Annotated in this window: 26 protein-coding genes; 13 read left to right on the top strand and 13 right to left on the bottom strand. The window is 72.1% G+C overall.

The annotated features are described in order from the left end of the window. Positions 1-17: 17 nt before the first annotated feature. From AC27IY_RS18780 to AC27IY_RS18770, 3 genes are read left to right on the top strand one after another with little or no spacing between them, the layout of a single operon-like run. Complete coding sequence (locus tag AC27IY_RS18780) at positions 18-1,427, top strand: family 2B encapsulin nanocompartment shell protein (protein ID WP_423451909.1); 1,410 nt, start codon at positions 18-20, stop codon at positions 1,425-1,427. 40 nt (positions 1,428-1,467) lie between these two features. Next, positions 1,468-2,835: a family 2B encapsulin nanocompartment shell protein gene (locus tag AC27IY_RS18775; protein ID WP_344213471.1), complete on the top strand. Its 1,368-nt coding sequence runs from the start codon at positions 1,468-1,470 to the stop codon at positions 2,833-2,835. 19 nt (positions 2,836-2,854) lie between these two features. After that, positions 2,855-5,041 (top strand): terpene synthase family protein, encoded by a 2,187-nt coding sequence (locus AC27IY_RS18770; RefSeq protein WP_423477408.1) that lies wholly within the window; start codon positions 2,855-2,857, stop codon positions 5,039-5,041. A 9-nt stretch (positions 5,042-5,050) separates the two neighbouring features. Here the strand turns inward: AC27IY_RS18770 and AC27IY_RS18765 are convergent, their stop codons facing one another. Next, positions 5,051-5,395, bottom strand: coding sequence for an STAS domain-containing protein (locus tag AC27IY_RS18765; protein ID WP_344213476.1), 345 nt, complete (start codon positions 5,393-5,395; stop codon positions 5,051-5,053). Positions 5,396-5,764: 369 nt separating this feature from the next. Here AC27IY_RS18765 and AC27IY_RS18760 point away from each other — a divergent pair, with 369 nt between their 5' ends. Next, positions 5,765-6,295, top strand: coding sequence for a C40 family peptidase (locus AC27IY_RS18760; protein WP_487178691.1), 531 nt, complete (start codon positions 5,765-5,767; stop codon positions 6,293-6,295). A 217-nt stretch (positions 6,296-6,512) separates the two neighbouring features. On the opposite strand, the gene AC27IY_RS18755 is transcribed toward AC27IY_RS18760, so the two are convergent. Then, positions 6,513-6,815, bottom strand: a complete 303-nt coding sequence (locus AC27IY_RS18755) for a hypothetical protein (RefSeq protein WP_423451913.1) — start codon at positions 6,813-6,815, stop codon at positions 6,513-6,515. 333 nt (positions 6,816-7,148) lie between these two features. Here AC27IY_RS18755 and AC27IY_RS18750 point away from each other — a divergent pair, with 333 nt between their 5' ends. Further along, entirely contained in the window at positions 7,149-7,727 is a 579-nt protein-coding gene (locus AC27IY_RS18750; RefSeq protein WP_423477410.1) for an O-methyltransferase, read from the top strand. 157 nt (positions 7,728-7,884) lie between these two features. Further along, on the top strand, positions 7,885-8,763 hold the full coding sequence (locus AC27IY_RS18745; protein ID WP_487178690.1) for a helix-turn-helix domain-containing protein: 879 nt from the start codon (positions 7,885-7,887) through the stop codon (positions 8,761-8,763). Between the two features lie 11 nt (positions 8,764-8,774). Here AC27IY_RS18745 and AC27IY_RS18740 read toward each other — a convergent pair whose 3' ends face one another. From AC27IY_RS18740 to AC27IY_RS18730, 3 genes are all read right to left on the bottom strand, one after another. Further along, positions 8,775-9,596: an SAM-dependent methyltransferase gene (locus tag AC27IY_RS18740; protein ID WP_487178689.1), complete on the bottom strand. Its 822-nt coding sequence runs from the start codon at positions 9,594-9,596 to the stop codon at positions 8,775-8,777. An 81-nt stretch (positions 9,597-9,677) separates the two neighbouring features. Beyond that, on the bottom strand, positions 9,678-10,127 hold the full coding sequence (locus tag AC27IY_RS18735; RefSeq protein ID WP_487178688.1) for a MarR family winged helix-turn-helix transcriptional regulator: 450 nt from the start codon (positions 10,125-10,127) through the stop codon (positions 9,678-9,680). Beyond that, positions 10,124-10,741, bottom strand: a complete 618-nt coding sequence (locus AC27IY_RS18730; RefSeq protein ID WP_487178687.1) for a DJ-1/PfpI family protein — start codon at positions 10,739-10,741, stop codon at positions 10,124-10,126. The genes AC27IY_RS18735 and AC27IY_RS18730 overlap by 4 nt, the downstream gene beginning before the upstream one ends. Positions 10,742-10,801: 60 nt before the next feature. On the opposite strand from AC27IY_RS18730, the gene mads6 reads away from it, so the two are divergent. Continuing rightward, on the top strand, positions 10,802-12,151 hold the full coding sequence (mads6, locus tag AC27IY_RS18725; RefSeq protein WP_344213492.1) for a methylation-associated defense system protein kinase MAD6: 1,350 nt from the start codon (positions 10,802-10,804) through the stop codon (positions 12,149-12,151). Between the two features lie 3 nt (positions 12,152-12,154). On the opposite strand, the gene AC27IY_RS18720 is transcribed toward mads6, so the two are convergent. Then, complete coding sequence (locus AC27IY_RS18720) at positions 12,155-12,994, bottom strand: FKBP-type peptidyl-prolyl cis-trans isomerase (protein ID WP_487178686.1); 840 nt, start codon at positions 12,992-12,994, stop codon at positions 12,155-12,157. A 90-nt stretch (positions 12,995-13,084) separates the two neighbouring features. Between AC27IY_RS18720 and AC27IY_RS18715 the strand changes: the two genes are divergently transcribed. After that, positions 13,085-14,131 carry a DUF2293 domain-containing protein gene (locus AC27IY_RS18715; protein ID WP_487178685.1) on the top strand — a complete coding sequence of 349 codons (1,047 nt, stop codon included), beginning with the start codon at positions 13,085-13,087 and terminating at the stop codon, positions 14,129-14,131. Here the strand turns inward: AC27IY_RS18715 and AC27IY_RS18710 are convergent. Then, entirely contained in the window at positions 14,128-15,750 is a 1,623-nt protein-coding gene (locus AC27IY_RS18710; RefSeq protein WP_487178684.1) for an amidohydrolase, read from the bottom strand. The two genes, AC27IY_RS18715 and AC27IY_RS18710, sit on opposite strands and share 4 nt — an antisense overlap. A gap of 49 nt (positions 15,751-15,799) precedes the next feature. Next, positions 15,800-17,065 carry an MFS transporter gene (locus AC27IY_RS18705; protein WP_344213500.1) on the bottom strand — a complete coding sequence of 422 codons (1,266 nt, stop codon included), beginning with the start codon at positions 17,063-17,065 and terminating at the stop codon, positions 15,800-15,802. A 124-nt stretch (positions 17,066-17,189) separates the two neighbouring features. On the opposite strand from AC27IY_RS18705, the gene AC27IY_RS18700 reads away from it, so the two are divergent. Next, complete coding sequence (locus AC27IY_RS18700; RefSeq protein ID WP_487178683.1) at positions 17,190-18,863, top strand: PucR family transcriptional regulator; 1,674 nt, start codon at positions 17,190-17,192, stop codon at positions 18,861-18,863. A 23-nt stretch (positions 18,864-18,886) separates the two neighbouring features. Further along, positions 18,887-19,072, top strand: coding sequence for a hypothetical protein (locus tag AC27IY_RS18695; RefSeq protein ID WP_487178682.1), 186 nt, complete (start codon positions 18,887-18,889; stop codon positions 19,070-19,072). A 4-nt stretch (positions 19,073-19,076) separates the two neighbouring features. On the opposite strand, the gene AC27IY_RS18690 is transcribed toward AC27IY_RS18695, so the two are convergent. The 5 genes from AC27IY_RS18690 to AC27IY_RS18670 are packed head-to-tail and all read right to left on the bottom strand — an operon-like array spanning position 19,077 to position 23,197. After that, on the bottom strand, positions 19,077-20,048 hold the full coding sequence (locus AC27IY_RS18690; RefSeq protein WP_487178681.1) for an amidohydrolase family protein: 972 nt from the start codon (positions 20,046-20,048) through the stop codon (positions 19,077-19,079). A gap of 1 nt (position 20,049) precedes the next feature. After that, positions 20,050-20,565, bottom strand: a complete 516-nt coding sequence (locus AC27IY_RS18685) for a 3-hydroxyanthranilate 3,4-dioxygenase (RefSeq protein WP_344213508.1) — start codon at positions 20,563-20,565, stop codon at positions 20,050-20,052. Continuing rightward, entirely contained in the window at positions 20,562-20,984 is a 423-nt protein-coding gene (locus AC27IY_RS18680; RefSeq protein ID WP_020540786.1) for a RidA family protein, read from the bottom strand. The genes AC27IY_RS18685 and AC27IY_RS18680 overlap by 4 nt, the downstream gene beginning before the upstream one ends. A 13-nt stretch (positions 20,985-20,997) precedes the next feature. Then, a complete protein-coding gene (locus AC27IY_RS18675) occupies positions 20,998-21,795 on the bottom strand; it encodes a 2-keto-4-pentenoate hydratase (RefSeq protein ID WP_487178680.1) in 798 nt (265 codons plus the stop codon). Beyond that, a complete protein-coding gene (locus tag AC27IY_RS18670; RefSeq protein ID WP_487178679.1) occupies positions 21,788-23,197 on the bottom strand; it encodes an aldehyde dehydrogenase family protein in 1,410 nt (469 codons plus the stop codon). Before AC27IY_RS18670 ends, AC27IY_RS18675 begins: the two co-directional genes overlap by 8 nt. A 119-nt stretch (positions 23,198-23,316) precedes the next feature. Between AC27IY_RS18670 and AC27IY_RS18665 the strand changes: the two genes are divergently transcribed. The 3 genes from AC27IY_RS18665 (at position 23,317) to AC27IY_RS18655 (ending at position 25,330) form a co-directional block, all read left to right on the top strand. Beyond that, entirely contained in the window at positions 23,317-23,904 is a 588-nt protein-coding gene (locus AC27IY_RS18665) for a VanZ family protein (protein ID WP_487178678.1), read from the top strand. A 152-nt stretch (positions 23,905-24,056) separates the two neighbouring features. Next, entirely contained in the window at positions 24,057-24,809 is a 753-nt protein-coding gene (locus AC27IY_RS18660; protein WP_423477418.1) for a GntR family transcriptional regulator, read from the top strand. Between the two features lie 113 nt (positions 24,810-24,922). Continuing rightward, positions 24,923-25,330, top strand: a complete 408-nt coding sequence (locus AC27IY_RS18655) for a hypothetical protein (RefSeq protein ID WP_344213517.1) — start codon at positions 24,923-24,925, stop codon at positions 25,328-25,330. Positions 25,331-25,340: the final 10 nt, after the last annotated feature.

The raw sequence follows: 25,340 nt of genomic DNA, 5'->3' as shown, positions 1-25,340 counted from the left end.
GAACAGGCAGGTAAGAGATGACAGAAACCACCCAGTCCGCCGCCCCCGAGAACGGCAACGGTCAGCTCAGCCTGAGCACCGAAGCCGCGAGGCAGCTCTCCACCACCACCAAGACGCCGCCGCAGATGCAGGAGATCACCTCGCGGTGGCTGCTGCGGCTGCTGCCTTGGGTGCAGTGCTCGGGCGGCGTTTTCCGGGTGAACCGGCGGCTGACCTACACCCTCGGGGACGGCCGCATCACCTTCAGCACCACCGGCTCGGAGGTCCGCGTCATCCCGGCGGAGCTGACCGAGCTGCCCGTGCTGCGCGGCTTCGACGACATGGAGGTGCTGGAGGCGCTGGCCGCCCGCTTCACCCAGCGGGAGGTGGAGCCCGGCGAGCAGATCGTCGCCGAGGGCGCGGAGGGTGACCGGCTCGTCCTCATCGCGCACGGCCGGGTGGACAAGGTGGCCCGCGGCGCGTACGGCGACGACCAGGAGCTCGGCGTGCTGGCCGACGGCGACCACTTCGGCGAGCAGGCGCTCACCGACGGCGCCCCGTTCGCCTTCAGCGCGCGGGCCAAGACCGCCACGACCCTGCTGACGCTGTCGCGGCAGGACTTCGAGCAGGTCGCCGAGCAGTCGCCCGCGCTGCGCGCCCACCTGGAGAGCCTGGCCAGCAGCGGCGCCCACGCCCAGAACGACTACGGCGAGGCCGCCATCGAGATGTCCTCGGGCCACACCGGCGAGGCCACGCTGCCCGGCACGTTCGTCGACTACGAGCTGAGCCCCCGCGAGTACGAACTGAGCGTCGCCCAGACCATCCTGCGCGTCCACAGCCGCGTCTCCGACCTGTACAACCAGCCGATGAGCCAGCTCGACCAGCAGCTCCGCCTCACGATCGAGGCGCTGCGCGAGCGCCAGGAGCACGAGCTGATCAACAACCGCGAGTTCGGCCTGCTGCACAACGCCGACTTCAGCCAGCGCATCCGCACCCGTTCCGGCCCGCCGACCCCCGACGACCTCGACGACCTGCTCGCCACCGTGTGGAAGGAGCCGGCGTTCTTCCTGGCTCATCCGCAGGCCATCGCCGCCTTCGGCAGGGAGTGCAGCAAGCGCGGCGTCTACCCGCAGGCCAGCGAGGTCAGCGGGCACCGGGTGCCGGCCTGGCGAGGTGTGCCGATCTTCCCCTGCAACAAGATCCCGGTCTCGGGCAGCCGTACGACGTCGTTCCTGCTCATGCGGACCGGCCAGGAGAACCAGGGCGTGGTGGGCCTGCACCAGACCGGCATCCCTGACGAGTACCAACCGAGCCTGTCGGTGCGCTTCATGAACATCAACGAGAAGGCGGTGGTGTCCTACCTGGTCAGCGCCTACTACTCGTGCGCGGTCCTGGTGCCCGACGCGCTCGGCGTTCTGGAGGACGTCGAGCTCGGCAGGAACGACTAGCCCGGACCTGATCCGCCGGGGGATTGGTGGTGTTTCACACGTGACGGAGTCGGACCAGAGGCTCAGCCTCGACACCCAGGCGGCGCGCAGGCTCGCCACGACGACCAAGACGCCTCCGCAGGCGCGGGAGATCACCCCGCGCTGGCTGCTGCGGATGCTGCCGTGGGTCGACGTGGCGGCCGGCACCTACCGGGTGAACCGGCGGCTCACCTACCCGGTCGGGGGCGGCCGGGTGAGTTTCTACCGCACCGGGGCCCGGCTCCAGGTGATCCCACCGAGCCTGACGGAGTTGCCCCTGCTGCACGGGATGGCCGGCGGCGAGGAGCTGGAGCTGCTCGCCCGCTCGTTCCGGCAGCGGGAGTACGGCGCGGGCGACACGATCGCCCGCGCCGGCCGCCCAGCCGACGAGATCCTGCTGATCGCGCACGGCAAGGTCGCCCAGCTCCAGGCCGGCGGACACGGCGACCGGCTGGTGCGCGGCGCCCTCGCCGACGGCGACCACGCGGGCGGCGGACTGCCGGGCGCGACGTGGGACTTCACGCTGGAGACCAGCACCCCCTGCACGGTGCTGGCCCTGCCGCGCGAGGAGCTGGACGCCCTGGCCGCGCGCTCGCCGGCGCTGCTCGCCCAGATCGAGCGGCACCGCGACCGGCTGGCCAGGCCGCAGAACAAACACGGCGAGGCGGCCGTCGCGCTCGCCGCCGGGCACCGGGGCGAGCACCCGCTGCCCGGCACGTTCGTCGACTACGACCCGGGGCCGCGCGAATACCCCATGAGCCTGTCGCAGACCGTGCTGCGCGTCCACACCCGCGTCGCCGACCTCTACGGCGAGCCGATGGACCAGACCGAGCAGCAGCTCCGCCTCACGGTCGAGGCGCTGCGCGAGTCCCAGGAGCACGAGCTGCTCAACAACCGCGAGTTCGGGCTGCTGCACAACGTCGATCCCCGGCAGCGGCTCTACACCCGGTCGGGGCCGCCCGGTCCCGACGACCTCGACGAGCTGCTGTGCCGCAGGAAGAAGTCCCGTTTCTTCCTCGCCCACCCGCGGGCCATCGCCGCCTTCCACCGGCAGTGCAGCGCCCGCGGCGTCTACCCCGACAGCGTCGAGCTGCACGGGACGCGGCTGACCGCCTGGCGGGGCGTGCCCGTCCTGCCCTGCGACAAGATCCCGGTCACCCGGCGGGGCACCAGCACCATCCTCGTCCTGCGCACCGGCGAGGACGACCAGGGCGTGGTCGGGCTGCGGCCCGCCGCCGTCCCCGACCAGCGCGAGCCGGGGCTGAGCGTCCGCTTCACCGGCATCGACGCGCGGGGCATCGCCTCCTACCTGGTCAGCGCCTACTACTCGGGCGCCGTCCTGGTGCCGGACGCGCTCGGCGCGCTGGAGCACGTCGAGGTGGCCGGCTGAACGTTCTGAAGGAGCTTCGATGAGCCAACCGTTCGAACTGCCGGACTTCTACGTCCCGTACCCGGCCCGGCTCAACCCCCATCTGGAGGCGGCGAAGACGCACTCCAAGCAGTGGGCCCGCGACATGGGCATGCTGGAGGGCTCGGGGGTGTGGGAGGAGTCCGACCTCGACGCCCACGACTACCCGCTGATGTGCGCCTACACCCATCCCGACTGCGACGCCGACGAGCTCTGCCTGATCACCGACTGGTACGTGTGGGTGTTCTTCTTCGACGACCATTTCCTGGAGGTGTTCAAGCGTTCAGGCGACCTGGAGGGCAGCCGGGGCTACCTGGCCCGGCTGGCCGCGTTCATGCCGATGGGCGGCGACCTGTCCATGCCGGAGCCGGCCAACCCGGTGGAGGCGGGGCTGGCCGACCTGTGGGTGCGCACGGTGCCCGGCATGTCGCAGGACTGGCGTGAACGCTTCGCCGAGAGCACCCGCAACCTGCTGAACGAGTCGCTGTGGGAGCTGGCCAACATCAACAAGGGCCGGATCTCCAACCCAGTCGAGTACATCGAGATGCGCCGCAAGGTGGGCGGCGCCCCCTGGTCGGCGGGGCTGGTGGAGCACGCCGTGGGGGCCGAGGTGCCGGCCCGGCTGGCCGCGACCCGGCCGCTGCGGGTGCTCAAGGACACCTTCTCCGACGCCGTCCACCTGCGCAACGACCTGTTCTCGTACGAGCGGGAGGTCCGCGACGAGGGCGAGCTGAGCAACGGCGTGCTGGTGCTGGAGACCTTCCTCGGCTGCACCACCCAGGAGGCCGCGAACGCGGTCAACGACCTGCTGACCTCGCGGCTGCAGCAGTTCGAGCACACGGCGGTGACCGAGCTCGGGCCGCTGTTCGCCGAGCACGGCATCGATCCGGTGTCGGCGGCCGGGGTGCTGGCCTACGTCAAGGGGCTGCAGGACTGGCAGTCCGGCGGGCACGAGTGGCACCTGCGCTCCAGCCGCTACATGAACCAGGGGGCGGCGGCGAGCCGGCCGCTCGGCATGTCGTCGGTCGTCGACCTGCTGGGCGCCAAGCGGATCAGGAACTTCACGCGGGTGCCGTACGAGCGGGTGGGGCCGAGCGTGATCCCCGACGATCTGTACGTGCCGTTCCCGCTGCGGCTCTCGCCGCATCTCGACGACGCCCGGCGGCACATCGTCGAGTGGTGCGCGGCGATGGGCATCCTGGAGGCGCAGCCGGGGGTGGCCGGCTCGGCGGTGTGGGACGAGCGGAAGCTGGTCGACTACGACCTGGCGCTGTGCGCCGCCGGGCTGCATCCCGGCGCCACCCCCGAGGAGCTGGACCTCGCATCGTTCTGGCTGGCCTGGGGGACGTACGGCGACGACTACTTCCCCGCCGTCTTCGGCCGCACCGGCAACCTGGCCGCCGCGAAGATCGCGGTCGACCGGTTCTCGGCGTGCATGCCGCTCGACGGCTCGCCGGCGCCGCCGCCCGCGAACGCGCTGGAGCGCGGCCTCGCCGACGTCTGGGCCCGTACGGCCGGACCCATGCCGGTCGAGCATCGCCGCAGGCTGCGCGAGGCGGTGGAGAAGATGTGCCAGGGGTGGCTGTGGGAGCTGGCGGGCGAGCTCGCGCATCGGGTGCCCGACCCGGTCGACTATCTGGAGATGCGCCGGCTGACCTTCGGCTCCGACCTGACCATGAACCTCTGCCGGCTGCGCCACGCCCAGGGCGTGCCGGACGAGGTCTACGCCAGCGGCCCGATGCGGGCGCTGGAGAACGCCATGATGGACGCGGGCTGCCTGATCAACGACATCTTCTCCTACCAGAAGGAGATCGAGTTCGAGGGCGAGGTGCACAACTGCGTGCTCGTCGTCCAGAGCTTCTTCGACTGCGGCTATCCGGCCGCGCTGCGCATCGTCACCGACCTGCTGGCCTCGCGGGTCCGGCAGTTCGAGCACATCGTGGCGAACGAGCTGCCGATCGTCTGCGCCGACCTCGGCCTCGACGCCGAGGCGCGCGCCGGCGTCGACGGCTTCCTGGCCGGGCTGCGTGACTGGCTCGCCGCCATTCTCAACTGGCACCGGGGCTGTTTCCGCTACGACGAGGAGAGCCTGCGCCGGCACCACCGGCCGCCGCGTTTCACGCTCGGCGGCCCCACCGGGCTGGGCACCTCGGCGGCGGTCGCCTTCGCCACACTGTCCGGCAGGTGAGAACGCTCCTCAGATGGGCAGTCGATGGGCTCGGGACTCGTGGTGCCAGCCCATCAGCCGCAACAGCCGGAGCTGGTACGACGTCAGGTTGCGCAACCTGATCCAGCGCTGCTCCGGCGGCAACCCGGGCAGGGCCAGCACGCGCAGCCCCGAGACGTCGATGAAGGTCAGCCCGCCGGTGTCGACGACGACGTGCCGGCCCTGGCTGCAGCCCGTCAGGGCGATGGCCAGGGCGCAGCTGTTGGAGGCGTCGACCTGGCCGAACAGCGTGACGACGGGCCCCTCGGCCGCCGCGCGCACCGTGACCTTGAGCTGCTCGTCCTGGTAGAGCAGCCGCTCTTCGAGACGGTTCACGCTCCTCACACCCCCCTACACGCACGCTCCCCGGGGGTTTGTGGCCGTGCGTCATGTCGGCGCGTCAGCCAGAACCAAGGCTACACGAAGTATGTTTCACTATGTAATCTTCGCGAGAATATGACCGAATTCGCGCGGAATCCTGAAGAGGTGCCCCCGGTGGCCTTTTCGTAGGTGATCCGGTCCTCCGGCAGGGCCGTGTAGGCCGGAGCTAGATGCCCCTTCTGCCCGTTTTGCCGTGGATCTTCCCGGCCCCGAAATTTTGCGACTCGTCCGTTTATGTCGGAAGACTCGTCGCGATTTTCGGCGGTACAAAGCCACACAGCAGACAACGCTCACAAACGGGCCTTGCGGGGATGGTGAAGACACGTGACCGGGAAAGGAACGGCGGCGCGGGTGCTCGCGTGCGGGCTGGCGTGCGTGCTGGCGTCCGCTCTTCAGGCGGACGCGGCGCTGGCCGCGCGGAAGACGCGCGCGGCCGCCGCGGGAAGCATCGCGCTGCGCGCGGCGATGGAGATGATCGGCGTCCCCTACTCGTGGGGCGGCGGCGGGGTGAACGGGCCCGGCTACGGCATCGGGAAAGGCGCCGGCACGAAGGGCTTCGACTGCTCGGGGCTCACCGAGTACGCCTACGCGCGGGCGGGGGCGGCCATCGGCACCACCTCGCAGGAGCAGTGGCGCTCGGGGCTGCGGGTGCCGAAGGAGCTGATCGAGCCCGGCGACCTGGTGTTCTTCGACAACGACCCCGACAGTCCCGGGCCGGAGCACGTGGGGATCGCGGTGGACGCGACGACGATGGTGCACGCGCCGTACACGGGGGCGTTCGTGCGGACGGACCCGCTCGACCGGGCCGACTTCCTGGGAGCGGTACGGCCGGGGGCCGGCGGTGCGGAGGTGTGATCGGGGAAAAAGCAGTGCGGCCCCCGGCCGGCCCCTCGCGAAAGGGCCGGCCCGGGACCGCACAGCACGCCCGTAAGGATGCGGCGGCCGACCGGGCTCTTCGTGGTCTCGCGAATCACCACGCCGAGCCCCGGTCGCTCACCTGGGCACCAGGAAGGCGACTGGCCAGGCGGCTCCGCGCACGGGAGCCGCGATCGACCTTCCTGCTCGCGCCGTCCTAGCTGATGTAGGTGCCGGCGTTGCTGAGGTTGACGCCCTTGTTGCCGTCGCCGACCTCGGGCTGGTTGTTGTTCAGCAGGTCGAGGTCGATCTCGTCCGCGAGCTGGATGATGTTGACGTCGAGGTTGTTGAGCGAGTGGTTGGCCACGTCGTTCAGGACGTCGTCGATGATCTGCCACTGGCTGAGGACGGCCTGGCCGCTGTTGTTGGGGCCGGGGTTCGCGTTGGCGGTGGCAGCGGAGGCCGAGAAGCCGAAAGCGACGGTCGCGATCGCTGCACCCGCGAGGATACGACGGATCATGATTGTTTCCTCCATGGATCGGCGCGGAATTCCCGACGCCATAGTCGTTTGTGCAGGGCTGTGAGGTGCCGGGAATAACAATCGCGGCAGGTCGCGGGTTCCGCAACTCGGATTGCCATTCCTATGGTCAAGCGGGCGCCTCGGTTTCTTGGCATGAGGTTTTGATCCGCATCGACGAGGTACTACTTGTATTTCGCCCGCCCGAGCCGCCGAAAGGCAGGCGTTTTAGCCGGGGGCGGGAAATGCGCGATCGGCTTTCACCTCGGGATGAGGAACGATCACCCCAAACTTGGGGTGCCGTTCGCGCGTGCCTCGGTGGGATAGTAATCAGTCATGAATCCTGAAACGCCAGAACTCGTCCGGGCCGCGGCGGAGCGGGCGCGTGCCGCCGGGTTCGCCTACTCCTGCGACCCGGACGTGGGCCGCCTGCTCGCCGTGCTGGCGGCGGCGGTGCCGGAGCGCGGGCGGGTGCTGGAGCTCGGCACGGGCACGGGCGTGGGCACCGCCTGGCTGGTGAGCGGGCTGCGGCCGCGGCAGGACGCGACGGTGACGAGCGTCGAGCTGGATCAGGAGCGGTCCGCGCTGGCCGCGTCCGGCGACTGGCCCGGCTTCGTGGACTTCCGTACGGGTGACGCGCTGAAGCTGCTCCCCAGGCTCGGCGCCTTCGACCTGATCTTCGCCGACACCGTGGCCGGCAAACAGGTGGGGCTGGAGCTGACCATCGCCGCGCTCGCCCCGCACGGTGTGCTGGTGGTGGACGACATGACGCCGGCGCCCGGCTCGACCTGGGACTCCGAGTTCGCGGCCAGGCAGGAGGCGGTGCGGCGCACTCTGCTCGGCCATGCCCGGCTGGCCGCCGTCGAGCTGGGCGGTCACGGCTCGGGGGTCATCCTCGCCACGGCCAGAAATTAGGCAAATCCGCAGTAAATGCACAAATAGCCGACGCTTTTCGTTCGGCGGGAAATACAGTACACGGGGCGGAAGCCGTGGCAGGATTGGCACGGGCCGGAGCCGTGGCGAGATGCCGATTTGAGGAGCATAGATGCGGGGTGCTCACAATATGGGCGACATGACCGAAATACCCGATAGTGATTCCCTGCAATCCGGGCCGAGCGCGCTGCGCCTGCTCATCGGCGCTCACCTGCGCCGCCTCCGCGAGGCGGCCGACGTCACCCGCGAGGCCGCCGCCTACGCCATCCGCGGCTCACAGTCGAAGATCAGCCGCCTGGAGGCCGGCCGCACCAGCTTCAAGCCGCGCGACGTGGCCGACCTGCTCGCCCTCTACGGCGTACGCGACCGGGCCGAGCGCGACAGCCTCCTCGCCCTGGTCGCGCAGGCCAACGCGCCGAGCTGGTGGCACGAATACCGCGACGTCGTCCCCGACTGGTTCGAGCCCTACCTCGGGCTGGAGCAGGACGCCGCGCTCATCCGCACCTACGGCGTCCAGCACGTCCCCGCCCTGCTGCAGACCGAGGACTACGCCCGCGAGGTCATCACCCGCAACCACGAGGGCGAGCCCGCCGAGCGGATCGCCCGCCTGCTCACGGTGCGCCTGCTCCGCCGCCGCGCCCTCGACGCGCCCGCCCCGCGCAAGCTCTGGGCGGTGCTGGACGAAGGCGCGCTGCGCCGCGTGGTGGGCGACACGGACGTCATGCGGGCCCAGCTCGAACACCTCGCCCGCATGGCCGAGCTGCCCAACGTCACGCTCCAGGTGTTCCCGTTCGCCAGCGGCTCCGCGCTCGGCGGGGTCGGCCCGGTCACCCTCCTGCGCTTCGGCCAGGAGGAGCTGCCCGACGTGGTCTACCTCGAACACCTCACCGGCGCCCAATACCTCAACAAGGAGAGCGAGGTGCGCCACTACCGCCACCTGCTCAACGAGCTGGGCGTGCACGCCCCGCCCCCGGCCGAGACCCCGGCGATCCTGCACGGGATGATCGAGCGCCTCTGACGCGAGCCCGGTCAGGGCTTGCGGGCGACCCCGCACAGCGCGTCCACCTCGGCGAGCGAGGCCATGGGGTCGGGGTCGGGCCGCCAGCGGGTGATCGACACCACCCCGGGCTCGACCAGCTCCAGCCCGTCGAAGAAGCGGGCGAACTCCGCGCGGCTCCGCAGATGGTACGGCGCCCCCGGCCCCTCGTTGTGCTCCTCCTGGGCCCGGTCGAGCGCCTCGCCGGTGACCACGTTGACGCCGTCCCACATGGCGAGGTAGCTGCCGGACGGCAGGGCCTCCATCAGCCGCCCGACGATCGAGTAGGCCCCGTCCTCCTCGCTCACGTAGCCCGCGATGCCCATGAGCATGAGCGCGACCGGCTCGGTGAGGTCGAGGGTGCCCGCCGCGGCGGCGATGATCTTCTCGGGCTCGCGCAGGTCGGCGTCCACGTAGTCGGTCGCGCCCTCGGGGGTGCCGATCAGGAGGGCGCGGGCGTGGGCGAGCACCAGGGGGTCGTTGTCGACGTAGACCACCCGGCAGGCCGGGTCGGCGCGCTGGGCGACCTCGTGCGTGTTGTCCACGGTCGGCAGGCCGGTGCCGACGTCGAGGAACTGCCGCACCCCCGCCTCCTCGACCAGGTGCCGCACGATGCGGGCGAGCAGGTGCCGGGACAGGCGCGCGATCTCGACGATGTCGGGGAAGGCGGCGCTGAACTGGTCGCCGGCCGCCCGGTCCACGTCGTAGTGATCCTTGCCGCCGAGCCAGTAGTTCCACATGCGGGCGGCGTGCGGGACGCCGGTGTCGATGCGGGGCGAGACGGCCTCTCCGGCGGCGTACGGTTCTCCGGTCATGGAGCTGCTCCAGTGATGTCGGATCCGCGGGATCTTCAACCTAGCGTCCGGACTGCCCGTCTTCCAGGCCCGGGAGCGGTTTCATCGATCTTGGTCGCCGATCCTGTCGAGGGCGGCGGACAGGCGGCGTACGGCCTCCAGGCACCGCTCGGCCTCCTCCGGGCCCAGCTCCGCGACGAGCCGGTCGGAGAACTCCCCATGCCCCGGGTTGATCTTGGCGATGGCCTCCCGCCCGGCCGCCGTCGGCTGGAGCAGCTTGGCCCTGCGGTGCGCGGGGTTCGGCCGGTATTCGGCGAGGCCCCGCTCCACCAGCAGGTCGGCGATGCGCTGCACGCCCTGCCTGGTCATCCCCATCTCGCGGGCGATCCCGGAGACCGGCAGCGGCTCGCGCAGCACCGCGCCGAGCACCTGCCACCAGGCCGCCGTCATGCCCGCGGGCCGGGCCAGCCCCTCCGCGACGTGGAGGAACTGGCCGTTGAGGCGGAAGGCGCCGAGCGCCAGCCCGGACACCAGGTGCTGGTTCTCTCTCATGCGGTCATCAGCACCTCGTACGCGCTCGGGTCACTCCGCGAGAACAGCCGGAACCAGGCGTCCAGGATATCGGGGCGGTAGGCGTTGAGCCTGCGGAAGATCTCCCTGGCGAAGGCCACCGGCTCCGTGGGCCCGGCGGTGATGAGGTCGCCGTCGAGCACGGCGTCGTGGTCGAGGTAGCGCTTCGCGCCCGCGTAGCCCTGCTGGGCCTCCAGGTACTGGACGGCGCCGCTGGTGTGGTCGCGCTCGTCGAGCAGTCCCTCCCTGGCGAGCCCGGCCGTGGCGCCGCAGATGGCCGCGACCGGCACGCCGGCCGCCAGGAACTCCCCTGCTTTGCGGGCGAAGGGGGCGAGCAGGTCGCCCGCGTCCCAGAGCGCGGCGCCCGGCAGGATCAGCAGCGCGCTGTCCTCCGGGGAGAGCCGGTCGAGTGTGAGGTCGGGGACGATCCTGGCGCCGCCCATGGTGACGACGGGATCGCTGGTGAGCCCGACGGTGACGATCTCGTAGCCGCCGGGTTCGCGCTGGTAGACGCCGCTGCGCAGGTGCGCGGTGGCGTGACCGGTCTCCCAGTCGGCGAGCGTGTCGTAGACGGCGTGGTGCACGGTGGGCTTCATGACAACATCCTGTCATTTAGACAGCACATTGTCAATCACCAGCCGTGCGAGGATAGGCCCATGGCAGAGATCGTCGGCGGTGGACGTCCGGTCAACGACGCCGAACGGCGCGTCATCGCATATCTGCGCGACCACGCGCCCGCCGACTGGCTGCTGCTGCACAACATCGAGGTCCCGCGCGGCAACGACGTCTTCGAGGTCGACCTGCTCGTGCTGACCGGCCACTCGCTCGTGGTCGTCGACGTCAAGGGCACGCGGGGACGCATCGAGGTGTCCGGCACGCGCTGGTTCCCGCCCCGGCGGGAGGCGTTCGGCTCACCGGTGGCCAAGCTGCGGGGCACCGCCAAGGCGCTGAAGGGCCTGCTGGTGTCCAGGTCCACCCAGCTCGAACGGGTCTACGTCGACAGCCTGGTCGTGCTCAGCTCCCCCGACGCCGAGCTGATCGACCCGGCCGGGCGCGACGCGGTCAACGTCACGACCGTGCCCGAGCTGGTGGCCACGCTGAGCGACGTCTCGCGGGTGCGGCGCGGCTGCAGCCCGCACGTACGCCCCTACATGACGGCCGTGCTCGACGCGCTCAACCAGACCGTACGCCGCAGCACCGCCCCGCCCCGCTTCGGCAACTGGGAGGTCGAGGAGCAGCTCGGCGGCGACGCCAAGGTCACCGAATACCGCGCCTTCAACGCCACGTTGCCGGGCAGCGAGACCGTGCTGCTGCGGGTCTACCAGGCCGACCCGCTCGCCGACCACGAGTCGCGGGCGGCCGAGCGGCAGCGCATCGCCAACGCCTACCAGAGCCTGGCCCGCATCCCGCCGCACCCGTGCGTGGTGCGCTCGCGCGACTTCTTCGCGATCGACGACGAGAGCCGGTTCGTGCTGGTGCTCGACGACGTGCACGGTCAGTCGCTGCACCTGTCGCCGCCCCGGGGCGCGCGCATGAGCGTGCTTCAAGACCTGCTGAGCGGGCTCGCGCACGCCCACGCCAACGGCGTCGTGCACCGCGCGCTCACCCCGGCCAGCGTGCTGGTCACCGACGACGGCCACGCCGTGCTGACCGGCTTCGACTACGCCAAGCTCGGCCCGCGCAACTACACCGTCGCCCACGAGCTGGGCAACGTGCTCGACGCCCACTACGTCGCCCCCGAGTGCCACGAGCGGCCCGACCGGATGACCACGGCCTCCGACGTCTACTCCGCCGGGGTGATCGCCCACCAGCTCCTCACCGGCGAGCTGCCCACCAGCGCCGACGCCGACGGCCCCGACGTGCCGGAGGTGGTGCGCCGGATGCTCGACCACTCCCCCGCCAAGCGGCCGTCGGCGGCCGAGGCGCTGCAGGCCCTGACCGCGCCGCCGCCGCCCCGGCGCTCCCGCTTCGGTGGCCTGGTCCGCCGCCTGGTCTCCCGCCCCTGACGGTCAGCTCGGCGCCGTGATGGTGTCGAGGACGTCGATGACGTAGATCCTGGGCTCGTCCCCCGGCGACGGGACCGCGAGGCGGCAGCCGACGTGGCGGCCGGGCAGCGCGTCCAGCCAGGCCGGGGGCGCCGCGCCCGGCTTCAGGGTGAAGGCGCTCGGCCCGCCCCGCCGGTACGACGAGTCCACGAGCGCCCGCGACGGCCAGGCGGCGGCGACGTACTGGACGATGACCTTCGACCCCGCCCTGATCTCCTCGCCGGAGCCGTCGATGAGGACGCGGGGCGGGTCGGCGGGCGTCAGGTCGGCCGGCACGACCGGCAGGGTCCGCCCCACCAGCCGCGCGTCCGGCGGATAGCCGCCCAGGATGTCGAAGACGACGACGAGCGTGTCCGAGGGCGACACCCCGGCCCACGGCAGGCCGGGCCCGAGCGCGTCGGCGGCCGGTCCGACCAGCATGACCCGGCTGCCGGCCGGACGGCCGATGAGCGAGCGCCGCCAGACCTCCGGCACCTGCCGGCCGTCGAAGACGACGGTGGCGGGCTGGTTGCCGTCGAAGGTGCTGAGGTACGGCCGGTTGCCGGCCCAGCGGCGGATGTCGACGTCGGCGAGCACGACGTCCCCCGGCAGGGTGCGCCGCCCGCTGCCCGACGACAGCACGGTGATGCGGGGCATGCGGCCGGGCTTGCCCGCGGGGATGGACACGACCGGCCTGCTGCCGAAGCCGCCGCTGACGACGGGCTGCGCGCCCTCCTCGGCCCCCGTGTGCGAGGCGGAGCCGCACGAGGTGGCGAGCATCAGCATGGCGGGCCAGAACAGGCGCACGGTCTTCCTCCAGGGCACGAAAGATCCGAGGGGTTCTTCGCCGTGGAGCGCACAAGCAAAGCCCGGGCTTCGTCCATCTCCCGACAAAGGCGCGGGAGACTGGGATCCGTGAGCAAGCCCAGCCTGGCGCGGAGGGTCGCGGACGCGGCCGAGATCGCGCTGACCACCCGCAAGTACGTGACGTTCATCGACGTGGTCACCGGGCTCCGCTGGCTGCACTCTCGGCACGTGGACCAATGGCGGCAGGGCCGGGCGCCCACGCTGGCCGGCCTGGCGGCCGTGGACGAGGACCGCCTGGTGGCGACGGCCGCGCTGCTGAAGGACTGGGCGCTGGCCAAGGGGCTCAAGCCGGTCGACACCCCTTACGTGGCGGGCACCCGCGACCGCCGCGAGCTGCGGTTCACCTCCGGCCATCCGCAGGAGCCGTTCCGCGTCCACTGGATCTCGCCGGAGCTGAGCGAGGCGCGGGTGCGCCGGCTCACCGAGCGGCAGAGCAAGGCGCCCGACCTGGTGGCGGTGGCGCCGCTGGAGCCCTGGACGTGCGCGGCCTGCGGCGACACCGGCCCCTACCTGATCATGGAGGACGACCGTCCCCACTGCCTGACCTGCGCCGACCTCGACCACCTGGTGTTCCTGCCGTCGGGGAACGCGGCGCTGAGCCGCCGGGCCAAGCAGGAGAGCCGCCTCGCCGCCCTGGTCGTGCGCTACAACCGGCGGCGCAAGGTCTACCAGCGCGTCGGCCTGCTGGTCGAGCAGGCCGCGCTGGAGGCGGCCGAGGAGCGGTGCCTGGCCGACGAGGAGGCCCGCGAGCGCCGCCGCGAACGCGACCGGGTCCGCCGGACCGAGCAGGACGTGGAGTTCCAGGCCAGGATGGCGGCCGAGATCGCCCGGCTGTTCCCCGGCTGCCCCGAGCAGCGGGCGCGGGACATCGCCGAGCACGCCGGCCAGCGCGGCAGCGGCCGGGTCGGCCGGACGGCGGCGGCCAGGGCGCTCGACGAGAACGCGATCACCCTGGCCGTGATCGCGTCCATCCGCCATCTGGACACCGACTACGACGAGCTGCTGATGTCCGGGGTGCCGCGGATGACCGCCCGCGAGCGGATCAAGGAGCGCATCGAGGGCAAGCTCGCCGAGTTCCGCGGCCGCACGCCCTAACGGGAGGCGGCCGGGCTGCGGTGGACGACGCGGCCGTCCAGCATGGTCAGCCACGCGTCCACGCCGGACAGCTGGTCGGTGGCGAGCGCGGTCACGTCCGCGTCCAGCACCACCACGTCGGCCAGCTTGCCGGGCGTGAGCGAGCCGATCCGGTCCTCCATGCGCAGCGCGTACGCCGCGTCGATGGTGTGGGCGCGCAGCGCCTCCTCCAGCGTGACCGCCTGCTCGGCGCCGATCGGCCCGTCCTCGCGGGTGCGCCGGCGCACCGCGTTCGAGACCGTCTCCATGGGCCGCAGCGAGGAGACGAACGAGTCGCTGGACAGCACCGGCCGCAGCCCGGCGTCGATCTCCTCGCGCATCGGCTGGAGCCGGTGCGCCCGCCGCTCGCCGAGGCGGCGCACGAAGTCGGTGCCGCTGTCGTACAGGAAGTTCGGCTGGTTGACCGGGATCACGCCGAGCGAGGCGAACTCCCGCACCTGGGCGGGCGTCGGGTGGCCGCAGTGCTCGATGCGCGGGCGGGCGTCGTCGCCCGAGACCGCCACCGCCGCCTTGATCGCCTCCAGGGAGTAGCCCATCGCGCGGTCGCCCTGGGTGTGGATGCCGACCTGCCAGCCCGCGACGGCGGCCCGGCGCACCAGGTCCGTGAGCTCGTCGGGGTGGTGGTAGAGCGAGCCGGTAAAGTTGTCGCCGTACGGCTCGTCGAACATGGCGGTGCCGCCGAGCAGCGTGCCGTCGCAGTAGAACTTCATGGCGCCGAAACGCAGCCGGTCGTCGCCGAACGGCCCGGCGAGGCCCACCTCCGTCAGCTCGTCCAGGAGGTGGGACAGGGGCATGACGACCGTACGCACCGGCAGCGTGCCCGCCGCGTGCGCGGCCCGGTAGACCTTGAGCTCGCGCCGCGAGACCTGGGGGTCGCAGACCGTCGTCACCCCGGCCCGCAGGTACGTCTCCCGCGCCCCCTCCAGCCAGCCGAGAAGCTGCTCGCCCGGCAGGTTTACGTGGAAGTTCGGGCCGTGGCAGCCGATGTCGACGGCCACCGGCAGCAGCAGCTCCATGGCGGAGTCCAGCACCATGCCGGTGAGCCGGCCGCCCTCGTCGCGCAGGAACGACCCGCCCGCCGGGTCGGCCACGTCGTCGCCGATGCCGCGCCAGGCGAGCGCCGCCGAGTTGACCACCGCCTGGTGGCCCGACACGTGGTAGACGATCACCGGGTGCTCGGTGGTGGCCTCGTCGAGCTGCGCGCGGGTGGGCCGGCCGCCGGGGTACTTGGCGTCGTCCATGCCGTACGCGCGGATCCACTGCCCGGCGGGCGTGCGGGCCGCCTCGGCGGCGACGGCCGCGACCAGGTCGGCCGCGCTTCCCACCGCCGGGTAGCGCGCGTCCACCGCCACCAGGGTCTCGGCCGTGGACAGCAGGTGGTTGTGCGGGTCGATGAAGCCCGGCAGCACGCTGCGCCCGCCCGCCCGCACGACCTCGGCGCCCGGCCCGGCGGCGGCCAGCACGTCGGCCTCGCGGCCCACGGCCAGGATCCGCCCGTCGCGGACGGCGACGGCCTCGGCGGAGGGGTTCGCGGGGTCCATGGTGAGGACCTTCGCGCCGGTGATGACGGTGGTGGACACTCGGTCTCCTTGTCGGTGAGGACTTGCTTGTACGGGCGGGCGGGCGCGGTCAGACGGTCGTGGGGACGGGGTCGCGGTGGCGGGGCGCCACGGCGAGGCAGACGACGCTGAGCGCGCACATGCCGACGAGCAGCGCCACGGCCGGCCACGCGGCGCCGCCGGCCCCGGCCACCAGCGCCGTGGCGACCAGCGGCGACAGGCCGCCGAAGATCGCGCCGGCGCCCTGGTAGGCGAGCGAGATGCCCGTGTAGCGCACCTGCGGCGGGAACATCTCGGACAGGATGGCCGCCATGGGCCCGTAGGTGCCCGAGGTGGCCAGCCGCATGAGGCCGAGCATCCCGAAGATCAGGAACGTGCTGTGCGAGCCGAGCACCGCGAACTGCGGCACGGCGAGCACGGCGGTGGCGACCAGGAACCAGATGGCGACCTTGCGCGAGCCGAACTTGTCGCCCAGGTAGGCGATGCCGAGCGTGGCCACCAGCTCGACGAACGCGGCGAAGCTCAGGCCGTTGAGAATGAGCTGCTCGGACTCGCCGACCGAGGACCCGGTGGCGTACGCCAGCAGGAACGTCGTGAGGATGTAGTAACCGCCGATCGCGACCGGCAGCGTGCCGATGCCGAGCAGCACCGAGCGCCAGGACGTGCGGAAGACGGCCTTGATCGGCATCGCGCTCTTCTCGGTCCGCGCGAAGACCGGCGACTCCTCCACGCGGAGCCTGATCAGGAGGCCGACCAGCACCAGCACGGCCGAGACGATGAACGGCACCCGCCAGCCCCACGACATCAGCGCGTCGTCGCCGAACAGCGTGATCAGGCTGAAGGCGCCGGTCGCGAGCAGCGCTCCGGCGGGGTTGCCGAGCTGGGCGAACCCGCCGTAGAAGGTCTTGCGGCCCTCGGGGGCGTGCTCGACCGCCATCAGCACGGCACCGCCCCACTCGCCGCCGACCGCGAGGCCCTGGATGAAGCGCAGCAGCACCAGCAGCGCGGGGGCGAGCGCGCCGATCGAGGCGTACGTCGGCAGCACGCCGACCGCGAACGTCGCCGCGCCCATCATCAGCAGCGTGACCACCAACGCCGACTTGCGCCCCACCCGGTCACCGAAGTGGCCGAACACGATGCCGCCGAGCGGCCGGGCGAAGAAGCCGACCGCGTAGGTCGCGAAGGACGCCATGAGCGCGACGGCCGGACTGCTCGCGTTGGGGAAGAACAGATCGTCGAAGATCAGTGCGGCGGCCGTCGCGTAGACGTAGAAGTCGTACCACTCAATGGTGGTCCCGATGAAAGCGGCTCCGGCCGCCCGGGTGGCACGGTTCAAGGGATCCTCCGGGGTGTCTGGGGGCTGCGATGACGATAAGCGCAGGTCAGCCGGATGGGGTCGAGCCAAAACGCACTCCGGGGGGTGCGTTAGAGTGCGGTATGCACCACACGGAGAGGCGCTCATGTCGCTGACGGTCGCCCGTACGATGGCGCTTCCCGGGATGCGGATGCGGCTGCTGGCCGGGCGCACCGGCACCTGGCGGGCCGTGCGCTGGGCGCACGTGTCGGAGCTGGCCGACCCCGTGCCGTGGCTGTCCGGCGGCGAGTTCGTCATGACCATCGGGCTGGGGCTGCCCGCCGAGCCCGAGGGCCGCAGGGCCTACGTCGAACGGCTCGCCGCGGCCGGCTGCGCCGCGCTCGCCTTCGCCCTGCACGAGCATGTGGACGAGGTGCCGCGCGACCTGCTCGACGCCGCCGACGCCTGCGGACTGCCCGTCCTGGAGGTGCTGACCTCGTTCATCTCGGTGACCGAGGCGGTCGCGCGCTGGCACGCCGACGAGCGCGTACGCGGCGAGCGCCGGGTCGTCGCGGCCCAGGAGGCCATGGCGCGGGCGGCGCTCGCGCACGGCACCGCCGGCATCCTGCGCGCCCTGGCCGAGCACGCCGGAGGCGAGGCCCTGCTGCTCGGGCCGCACGGCGAGCACAAGCACGCGGTGCCGGCGCGGGAGCGGCCCTGGCACGCCCGCGCCGCCGAGGCCGCGGCGGCGAGCGGCGGCGGGCGCAGCGCCGGGGTGCTGGACGACGGGATCGAGGCCGTCCAGGTGCACAGCCTCGGGTTCTCCGGCCCGGCCACCGGCTGGCTCGCGGTGCGCACCGCGTCACCGCTCGACTGGCACGTGCGGATGCTCACCAGCCACGCCGCCTGCCTGCTCGCCATCGAGCTGCTCGGGCTGCGGGTAGGGCGGTCCAGGATGCACGCCCAGCGGGGGGCGCTGCTGGCCGCCGTGCTCGACGGGCGGCTGCCCGCGGCGCGGCTCGGCGAGCTGTGCTCGGTGGCGGCGGCGCCGTACGAGGTGGTGGTGGTCCGGCCGGGCGTGAGCCTGGAGGCGGCGGTCGAGGCGCTGGAGGAGGTGGCCGAGGCCGGCGACGAGGAGACGGCCCTGGTGTGCGAACGGCCGGAGGGCACGGTGTTCGTGCTGCCGGAGAGCAGTGGCGTGCCCGGGGAGCAGGCGGGCGGGCGGCTCGGCGAGCCGGCGGGCGGAGGGCTCGGCGAGCAGATGGGCGGGCGGCTCGGCGAGCGGACGGATGGGCGGCTCTTCGGGCGGGCCCATGGGCGGCTCGGTGTTCGGCTTTGTGCGCGGCTCGGGGTGGCCGGGGGTGGCTGTCGGGCGGGTGGGCTGGAGGAGGTGCCGGCCGCCGTGCGGCACGCGGCCGCGCTGGTCGCGCGTGGCGGCGACGGCTACGCGCACGTGGACGACCTGGAGCCGCAGGCGCTGCTGCGGGACGCCTTCGTGCCCGAGGCGGCCCGCCGCTTCTCCACCGCCGTGCTGCGCCCGCTGCGCGAGCACGAGGCCAGGCACGGCGGCGACCTCGTGGGCACGCTCCGCGCGTACCTGGAGGCGGGCGACAACGCGGAGACCGCCGCGCGCCGCCTCGGCGTGCACCGCAACACGCTGCGACGCCGGCTGGCCGCCGCCGAGCGGGTCTCCGGCGGCCCGCTCACCGACCCCGGCCACCGGCTGCGCCTGTGGCTGGCCCTGTCGCTGCCGGACCTCGTACCGCCCGGCTCGTCCCGCGCCGCGCTGGGTCTGGACAGAGCCGCCCGTGACGCCGATGCTGAAGGTCGGCACCCCTGATTCGCTCGGTTGGGAGCGTACCCATGACCATCCGCACCTGGACCCGCTGCGCCGCCGCCTGCGCCGCGGCGCTGGCGCTGAGCACCGTCCCCGCCGCGCCCGCCGGGGCGGACGACGGCTGCGCGGGCACCGCCGCCACCATCGTCCGCACCCCGCAGGTGAACCTGGTGCTGGCCGACGGCGACACGGGCTACAAGCGCCCGGTGTGACCGGTCAGGCGCCCAGGAACACCTGGGCGTTGCCGCCGAGCAGCTTGGCCCGCGCGGTCCCGGACAGGAACCCGGCCCGCCGGATCAGCCCGCCCGCCGGCGACTCGCCGAGCGGGTAGGGGAAGTCGCTGCCGAGCAGCACGTGGTCCTCGCCGAAGGTGTCGACGAGCAGGCGCAGCGCCCGCTCGTCGAAGACCGCGGAGTCGACGCCGAACCTGCCGAGGTAGTGCGACGGCGGATGCTCCGAGACGCCGACCACGCCGGGGCGGCGATGCCAGGCGTTCTCGAAGCGGCCGAGCCAGAAGGCGAAGGAGCCGCCGCCGTGCGCGAAGCAGATCCGCAGGCTCTCGGGCACCTGGTCGAAGACGCCCCCGAGGATCATGGCGAGGATCGACAGGTGGGTCTCGGCGGGCATCCCGACGAGCCACTGGGCCATCCAGCGCTCGACGCGCGGCCCGGCCGGCAGGTCCCACGGGTGCACGAAGACGGGCGCACCGCGCTCGGCGCAGTGCCGCAGGAACGCGACCACGCCGGGGTCGTCGAGATCGCGGTCGCCGACGTGGTTGCCGATCTCGACGCCGCGGTGGCCGTTCGCCAGGCAGCGGTCGAGCTCGGCGCAGGCCAGCTCGGGATCCTGCAACGGCACCTGGCAGAACGGGATCAACCGCTCGTGCGCGCAGATCTCCAGCGCCAGGTCGTTGAAGATCTTCGCGATCCGCACGCCCTCCTCGGCCGGCAGGTCGTAGCCGAAGAAGACCGGGGTGGGCGAGACCACCTGCCGGTCCACGCCGTCGGCGTCCATCCTGGCCAGCCGGACCTCAGGGTCCCAGCAGTCGTCCTGGATCCGGCGGAACTCGCGCTCCCCCACGAGGATGGTCGCCTCGCGCTCGGAGTCGACGCGCAGCCGCGGCGCCCCGGGCCGGCCCAGGTCGGGCCAGCCCTTGGGGACGTGGTGCGTGTGGACGTCAACGATCACTTCAGCCCTTGCCAGGGTGGAGGGCGCCGCAGCGGCCGCAGGTGCGGGCCTTCTCGTCGGCGTAGAACGCCTCGAAGACCGGGGGCAGGTCCTTCACGATGTCGCGTACCTGCAGCTCGACGTCGTGCACCAGGCCGCCGCACTCCGCGCAGTACCACTGGAAGCGCTCCAGCGTGCCCTCCGGTCTGATCCGCTCGATCACCAGCCCGACCGAGCCCTCCTCGGGCCGCTGCGGCGAGTGCGGCATCCCGCCGGGCAGCAGCCACATCTGGCCCTCGCGGACGTGCACGGTCTCGGGGCCGTTCTCGGTGACCACGTTGACGTGCATGTTGCCGCGCACTTGGTAGAACAGCTCCTCGTACGGGTCCACGTGGAAGTCGGTGCGCGCGTTGGGCCCGCCCACCACCATCACGATGAAGTCCTCGGCCTCCTCGAAGACCAGCTTGTTGCCCACCGGTGGCTTGAGCAGGTGGGCGTGCTCGTCGATCCACTTGGTGAAGTCAATGGGGGGAATCACGATCGCTCCTGGGGGTGGTAGGCGACGGCTTGCATCTCGATGAGCAGGTGCGGGTGCGGAAGCTGGTGCACCGCCACCGTGGTCCGCGTCGGGCCCTCCTCGTCGAAGAACTCGGCGTAGACCTCGTTGTATCCCTTGAAGTCGTTCATGTTCACCAGATAGGTGGTGATCTGGACGAGGTCGGCGAGCGAGCCGCCGGCGGCCTTGAGTATGTCGCCGATGTTCTCGATGACCGCCCTGGTCTGGGCGCGGATGTCGAGGTTCGTCGCCCCGTACTTGTCCACCTCCACGCCCACGAACGTGTCGTCGTGGCGGCGGCAGCTCGTGCCGGAGACGTACAGGAAGTCGCCGGCCCGCTTGACGTGCGGGAACCGGCCGCGCGGCGTGGCCTTGCCGGGCACGCGGATGCCCTTGGCCATCACGGGGTCGTCCTCACTGCGTGAACACCGCCCGCACCGATCCGAGCCCTTCGACGTGGGCCTCCAGCTCGTCGCCGGGGCGTACCGGCACGACCGGGCCGAGCGTGCCGGTCAGCACGACCTCGCCCGCCCGCAGCGGCCGCTCGGTGCGGGCGAGCCGGTTGGCCAGCCAGACGGCGGCGTTGACCGGATGGCCGAGGCAGGCGGCGCCCGTCCCCGCGGAGACCTGCTCGCCGGCCCTGGTCATCGTCATGGCGGCGGCGCGCAGGTCGAGCCCGTGCAGCGGGACCGGGGTGTTGCCGAGCACGTACACGCCGGAGGAGGCGTTGTCGGCCACGGTGTCGAACAGGCCGATGTCCCAGCCGGCCACGCGGGAGTCGGCGATCTCGATGGCGACCAGCGCGAAGTCCACCGCCCTCAGCACCTCGGCGGCCGTGAACGGGCCGCCCGCGATGTCCGCGCCGAGCACCAGCGCGATCTCGGCCTCGGCGCGCGGCTGCAGCAGCCGCTCGTACGGGATGGGCAGCCCGTCGAGGTAGGCCGCGTCGGCGAAGAGCGGGGCGCAGGTCGGATGGTCGATGCCGAGCTGCCGCTGGACGTCGGGGTTGGTGACGCCGACCTTGCGGCCGACCGGCCGCCGCCCCTCGGCCAGCGCCGTCTCCGTGGCGAGGTCCTGGACGGCGTAGGCGTCGGCGAGCGTGCCGATCAGGTCACGGACCGGCGCGCACGGTTTGCCGGTGCGCGCCGCCTCGGCCAGCCGGTCGGCGGCCTGCGCACGCGCGTCCACCGCCTGCGACCATTCGTCATGCATCGGGTTGCTCCATCTTGATGGTGATCGTGGTGGGTTCGGAGTAGAAGTCCAGCGACTGGGTGCCGCCCTCCCTGCCGATGCCCGACAGGCGCAGCCCGCCGAAGGGCGTGCGCAGGTCGCGCAGATACCAGGTGTTGACCCAGACCAGCCCGGCCTCCAGACGCTGCGCCACCCTGTGGGCGCGGTCGAGGCCGCCGGTCCAGATCGCCGCGGCCAGGCCGTACTCGCTGTTGTTGGCCAGGTCGATCGCCTCGGACTCGGTGTCGAAGTGGGCCACGTGACACACCGGGCCGAAGATCTCCTCCCTGTTGAAGCGGGACCACTCGGACAAGCCTGTCATCACGGTGGGATCCACGAAATAGCCCGCGTCGCGCTTGTCCCCGAAGGACGGCGTGCCGCCTCCCGCCAGCACCTTGGCTCCCTCCGAGCGGGCCAAGGCGTAGTAGGACAGGACCTTCTCGCGGTGCTCGGCCGAGATCATCGGCTGCGGCACGACCTCCTGGGCGCGGGCGGCCAGCCGGGTGCAGAACTCCTCGAAGATCGGGCGCTGGACGTAGAGGCGCTCGGTGCACAGGCAGACCTGGCCGCCGTTGGTGAAGACGGACCTGACGCAGCCCTCGACCGCGCGGTCCAGGTCGCAGTCCTCGAAGACCAGGGCGGCGTTCTTGCCGCCCAGCTCGAACGAGACCGGCTTGACCCGGTCGGCCACCGCCTTCATGATCGCCGATCCGGTCCTGGTCGAGCCGGTGAACGTCACGGCGTCCACCCAGGGGTGCTCGACCAGGAGCTGCCCGGCGGAGCCGTGGCCGTAGATGATGTTGACCACGCCCGGCGGCAGCCCGGCGGCGGCGCAGATCTCGGCGAACACGGCGGCCGAGCCCGGCGTGTGCTCCGACGGCTTGACCACGACGGTGTTGCCGGCCACCAGGGCGGGGGCCAGCTTCCACGTCATGAGCAGGAACGGCAGGTTCCACGGGACGATCACCGCGACCACGCCGAGCGGCCGGCGCACGGTGTAGGAGAGCACGCCCGACAGGTGGAAGGCCTCGTCGGGGCGGTGGGCGGCGATCTCGGCGAAGGCGCGGAAGTTCGCGATGCCGCGCGGGATGTCGAGGGTGCGGGTCTGGTCGAGCGGTTTGCCGGTGTCGGCGATCTCGGCGGCCACGAGGTCGTCGAAGCGCTCCTCGATGCCCTCGGCGAGGCGCCGCAGCCACCCCGCCCGCTCGGCCACCGGCAGCGCGGCCCAGTCGCGGGCGGCCTCCCGCGCGGCGCGCACCGCCCGGTCCACCACCTCCGGGTCGGCCTCGCCGACCTGTCTGATCACCGCGCCGGTCATCGGATCGTGAACCGGGAAGGCCGTGCCCGCGGCCACCGGCTCGCCGCCGATGAAGTGGGTCAGCACTGCGGTCTCCTCCTTCCGGGGACGACATCCGGGGGATGGCATCCGGGGGACGACGGGCCCCTCGATCGCCATCGTCTCCCCCGACCAGGCAGGAGAGGACGCGGAGAAGACCTGTCCGAATGGACATCTTCCGGTACCCCTTGATCGCTGTCCATCATGATCGGATGGCGCAGACGTGGGAATTGTGGGGATCCGTCATTATTGCTGGTACGTTTGCGCTGTTCCTGACCCCGCTCGCGGTCGTGCTGCTCTTCCGCCGCCGCGCCCGCGCCGGCCGCCCGGCGCCGCTGCGCACCGCGATCGCCGATGTGGGCATCGTGGTCGGCACGGCTCCGTGGATCTGGATGATCCTGACCCCCGCGAGCGGTCCCGGCGGCGTCGGGTTGATCCCGTTCGCGGACCTGGCCGATCTCGCCTCGGCCCCGTGGCAGACGGTGTTCGTGCAGGTCGGGGGCAATCTGCTGGTGTTCGCGGCGCTGGGCGCGCTGCTGCCGGTACGCACCGCGGCGATGGCTTCGACGGGCCGGGTTGCGGCGGTCGCGGCGGCCTTTTCGGTCCTCGTCGAGGTGCTGCAACTCGTGCTGCAACTCGGACGTTTCTCGTCCGTCGACGACGTCCTGCTCAACACGGCGGGCGCGGTGATCTCCGCGTCGGTTACTCGCCGCTGGTGGGCCGGGCGAATACCGGCCGGGACAGTTGCCCGGTAACGGTCCGCTTAAACACGGCGTAGTTCACCACACGGGCACGATCAGCTCAAAAACAGCTCGGGACCAACCTCTGTATCTGTGCGATCGTGGACAAGACGGGGCAAGTTCTCTGGAGACGCCACAACCTGGTTGGTGACAGAGGGTGATCAAAGTTGTCTGAATCCCCGGTACCCCACGAGCCCCCTATCTATCGCCGCATCGCCGACGGTCTCCGCGCCCGGATCCTGGCCGGCGAGCTGCGTGACGGGGACCGACTGCCGGGCGAGAACGCACTCATGGCCGACTACGCGATCGCGCGAGCCACCGCCAGGCAGGCGCTCGCCGTACTGATCAACGAAGGGCTGGCGGTGCCCAGACGAGGTTCGGGGGTTTACGTGCGGCTGTTCAAACCCATCCGGCGGCACGGCTCACGCCGGCTGTCACGCGAGCAGTGGGGCCAGGGCCTGGCCATCTGGGACGCGGACACCCGTGGCCGGCCGTTCACCGTCGATCACCTGGAGGTGGCTCTGGAGCGCGCGGCCGAGCACGTGGCGGGCATCCTCGACAGCGCCGAGGTGTGGGTACGCCGCCGCCGCTACTCGGTCGACGCCAGGCCCGTGCAGCTCGCGGCCTCCTACTTCCCCGCGCACCTGGTCCAGGACAGCGCGATCACCCTCACCGACACCGGCCCCGGCGGCGTCTACGCCCGGCTGGGCGACCTCGGCGCGGCCCCCGCCCACTTCACCGAGGAGGTACGCGCCCGCATGCCGCGACCGCGCGAGAGCGCGCTGCTCGACCTGCCGGGCGGCACCCCCGTCATCGTCATCGCGCGCACGGCGTACACGTCGGGCGGGCTTCCCGTGGAGGTCAACGAGATGGTGCTGGACTCGGCGGCATACGTACTCCAGTACGACTTCGACGCCTAGTTCAACCCGATCTGTCAAGCGTTAGGTTGACCTGCCCTTGAATTCTCTAGAGAAGTCATTCATCGTCTAAGGAGATGGAAACCTCACCTGGGGCCCCCGGAAGGCGGGCAGCGATGTCCTTTGACCGGCATCTCGCCGAGATCGCCCGGGAGTATCCCCAGTGGACCATCTGGCGGAGCGACGCGGGCCGCTGGTGGGCCACGAGACACCATCCGCTGAGCGCCGAACAGCGCGACGCCGGATGCGCGATGACCATCGACGCGGACGACCCGGAGGGCCTGCGGGACCACCTCCGGGACCAGGAACGACGGGCCGGCGAGCCGCAGGACTGGGGAGCCGGCCCCGCACCACCCCGACGTCCACCCAGGCGTCCGCAGCGGGAACGACCCGCCGCGGGCGCACACGAGCAGCCCGGTGCCGGGTCCAGCGTCTCGGCGGCCCCGGCACCGGGCCACCAGAACGGCGGGGCCACGAGCGCGGAAGCCTCCGACCCGATCGGGGGCGGAGGCTTCCGCTCCTGACGCCGCCGGC

It is taken from the genome of Nonomuraea sp. B208 (assembly GCF_057536035.1).
The sequence above is the reverse complement of the archived record's forward strand: the minus strand, read 5'-3'. Positions and strand labels throughout refer to the sequence as shown.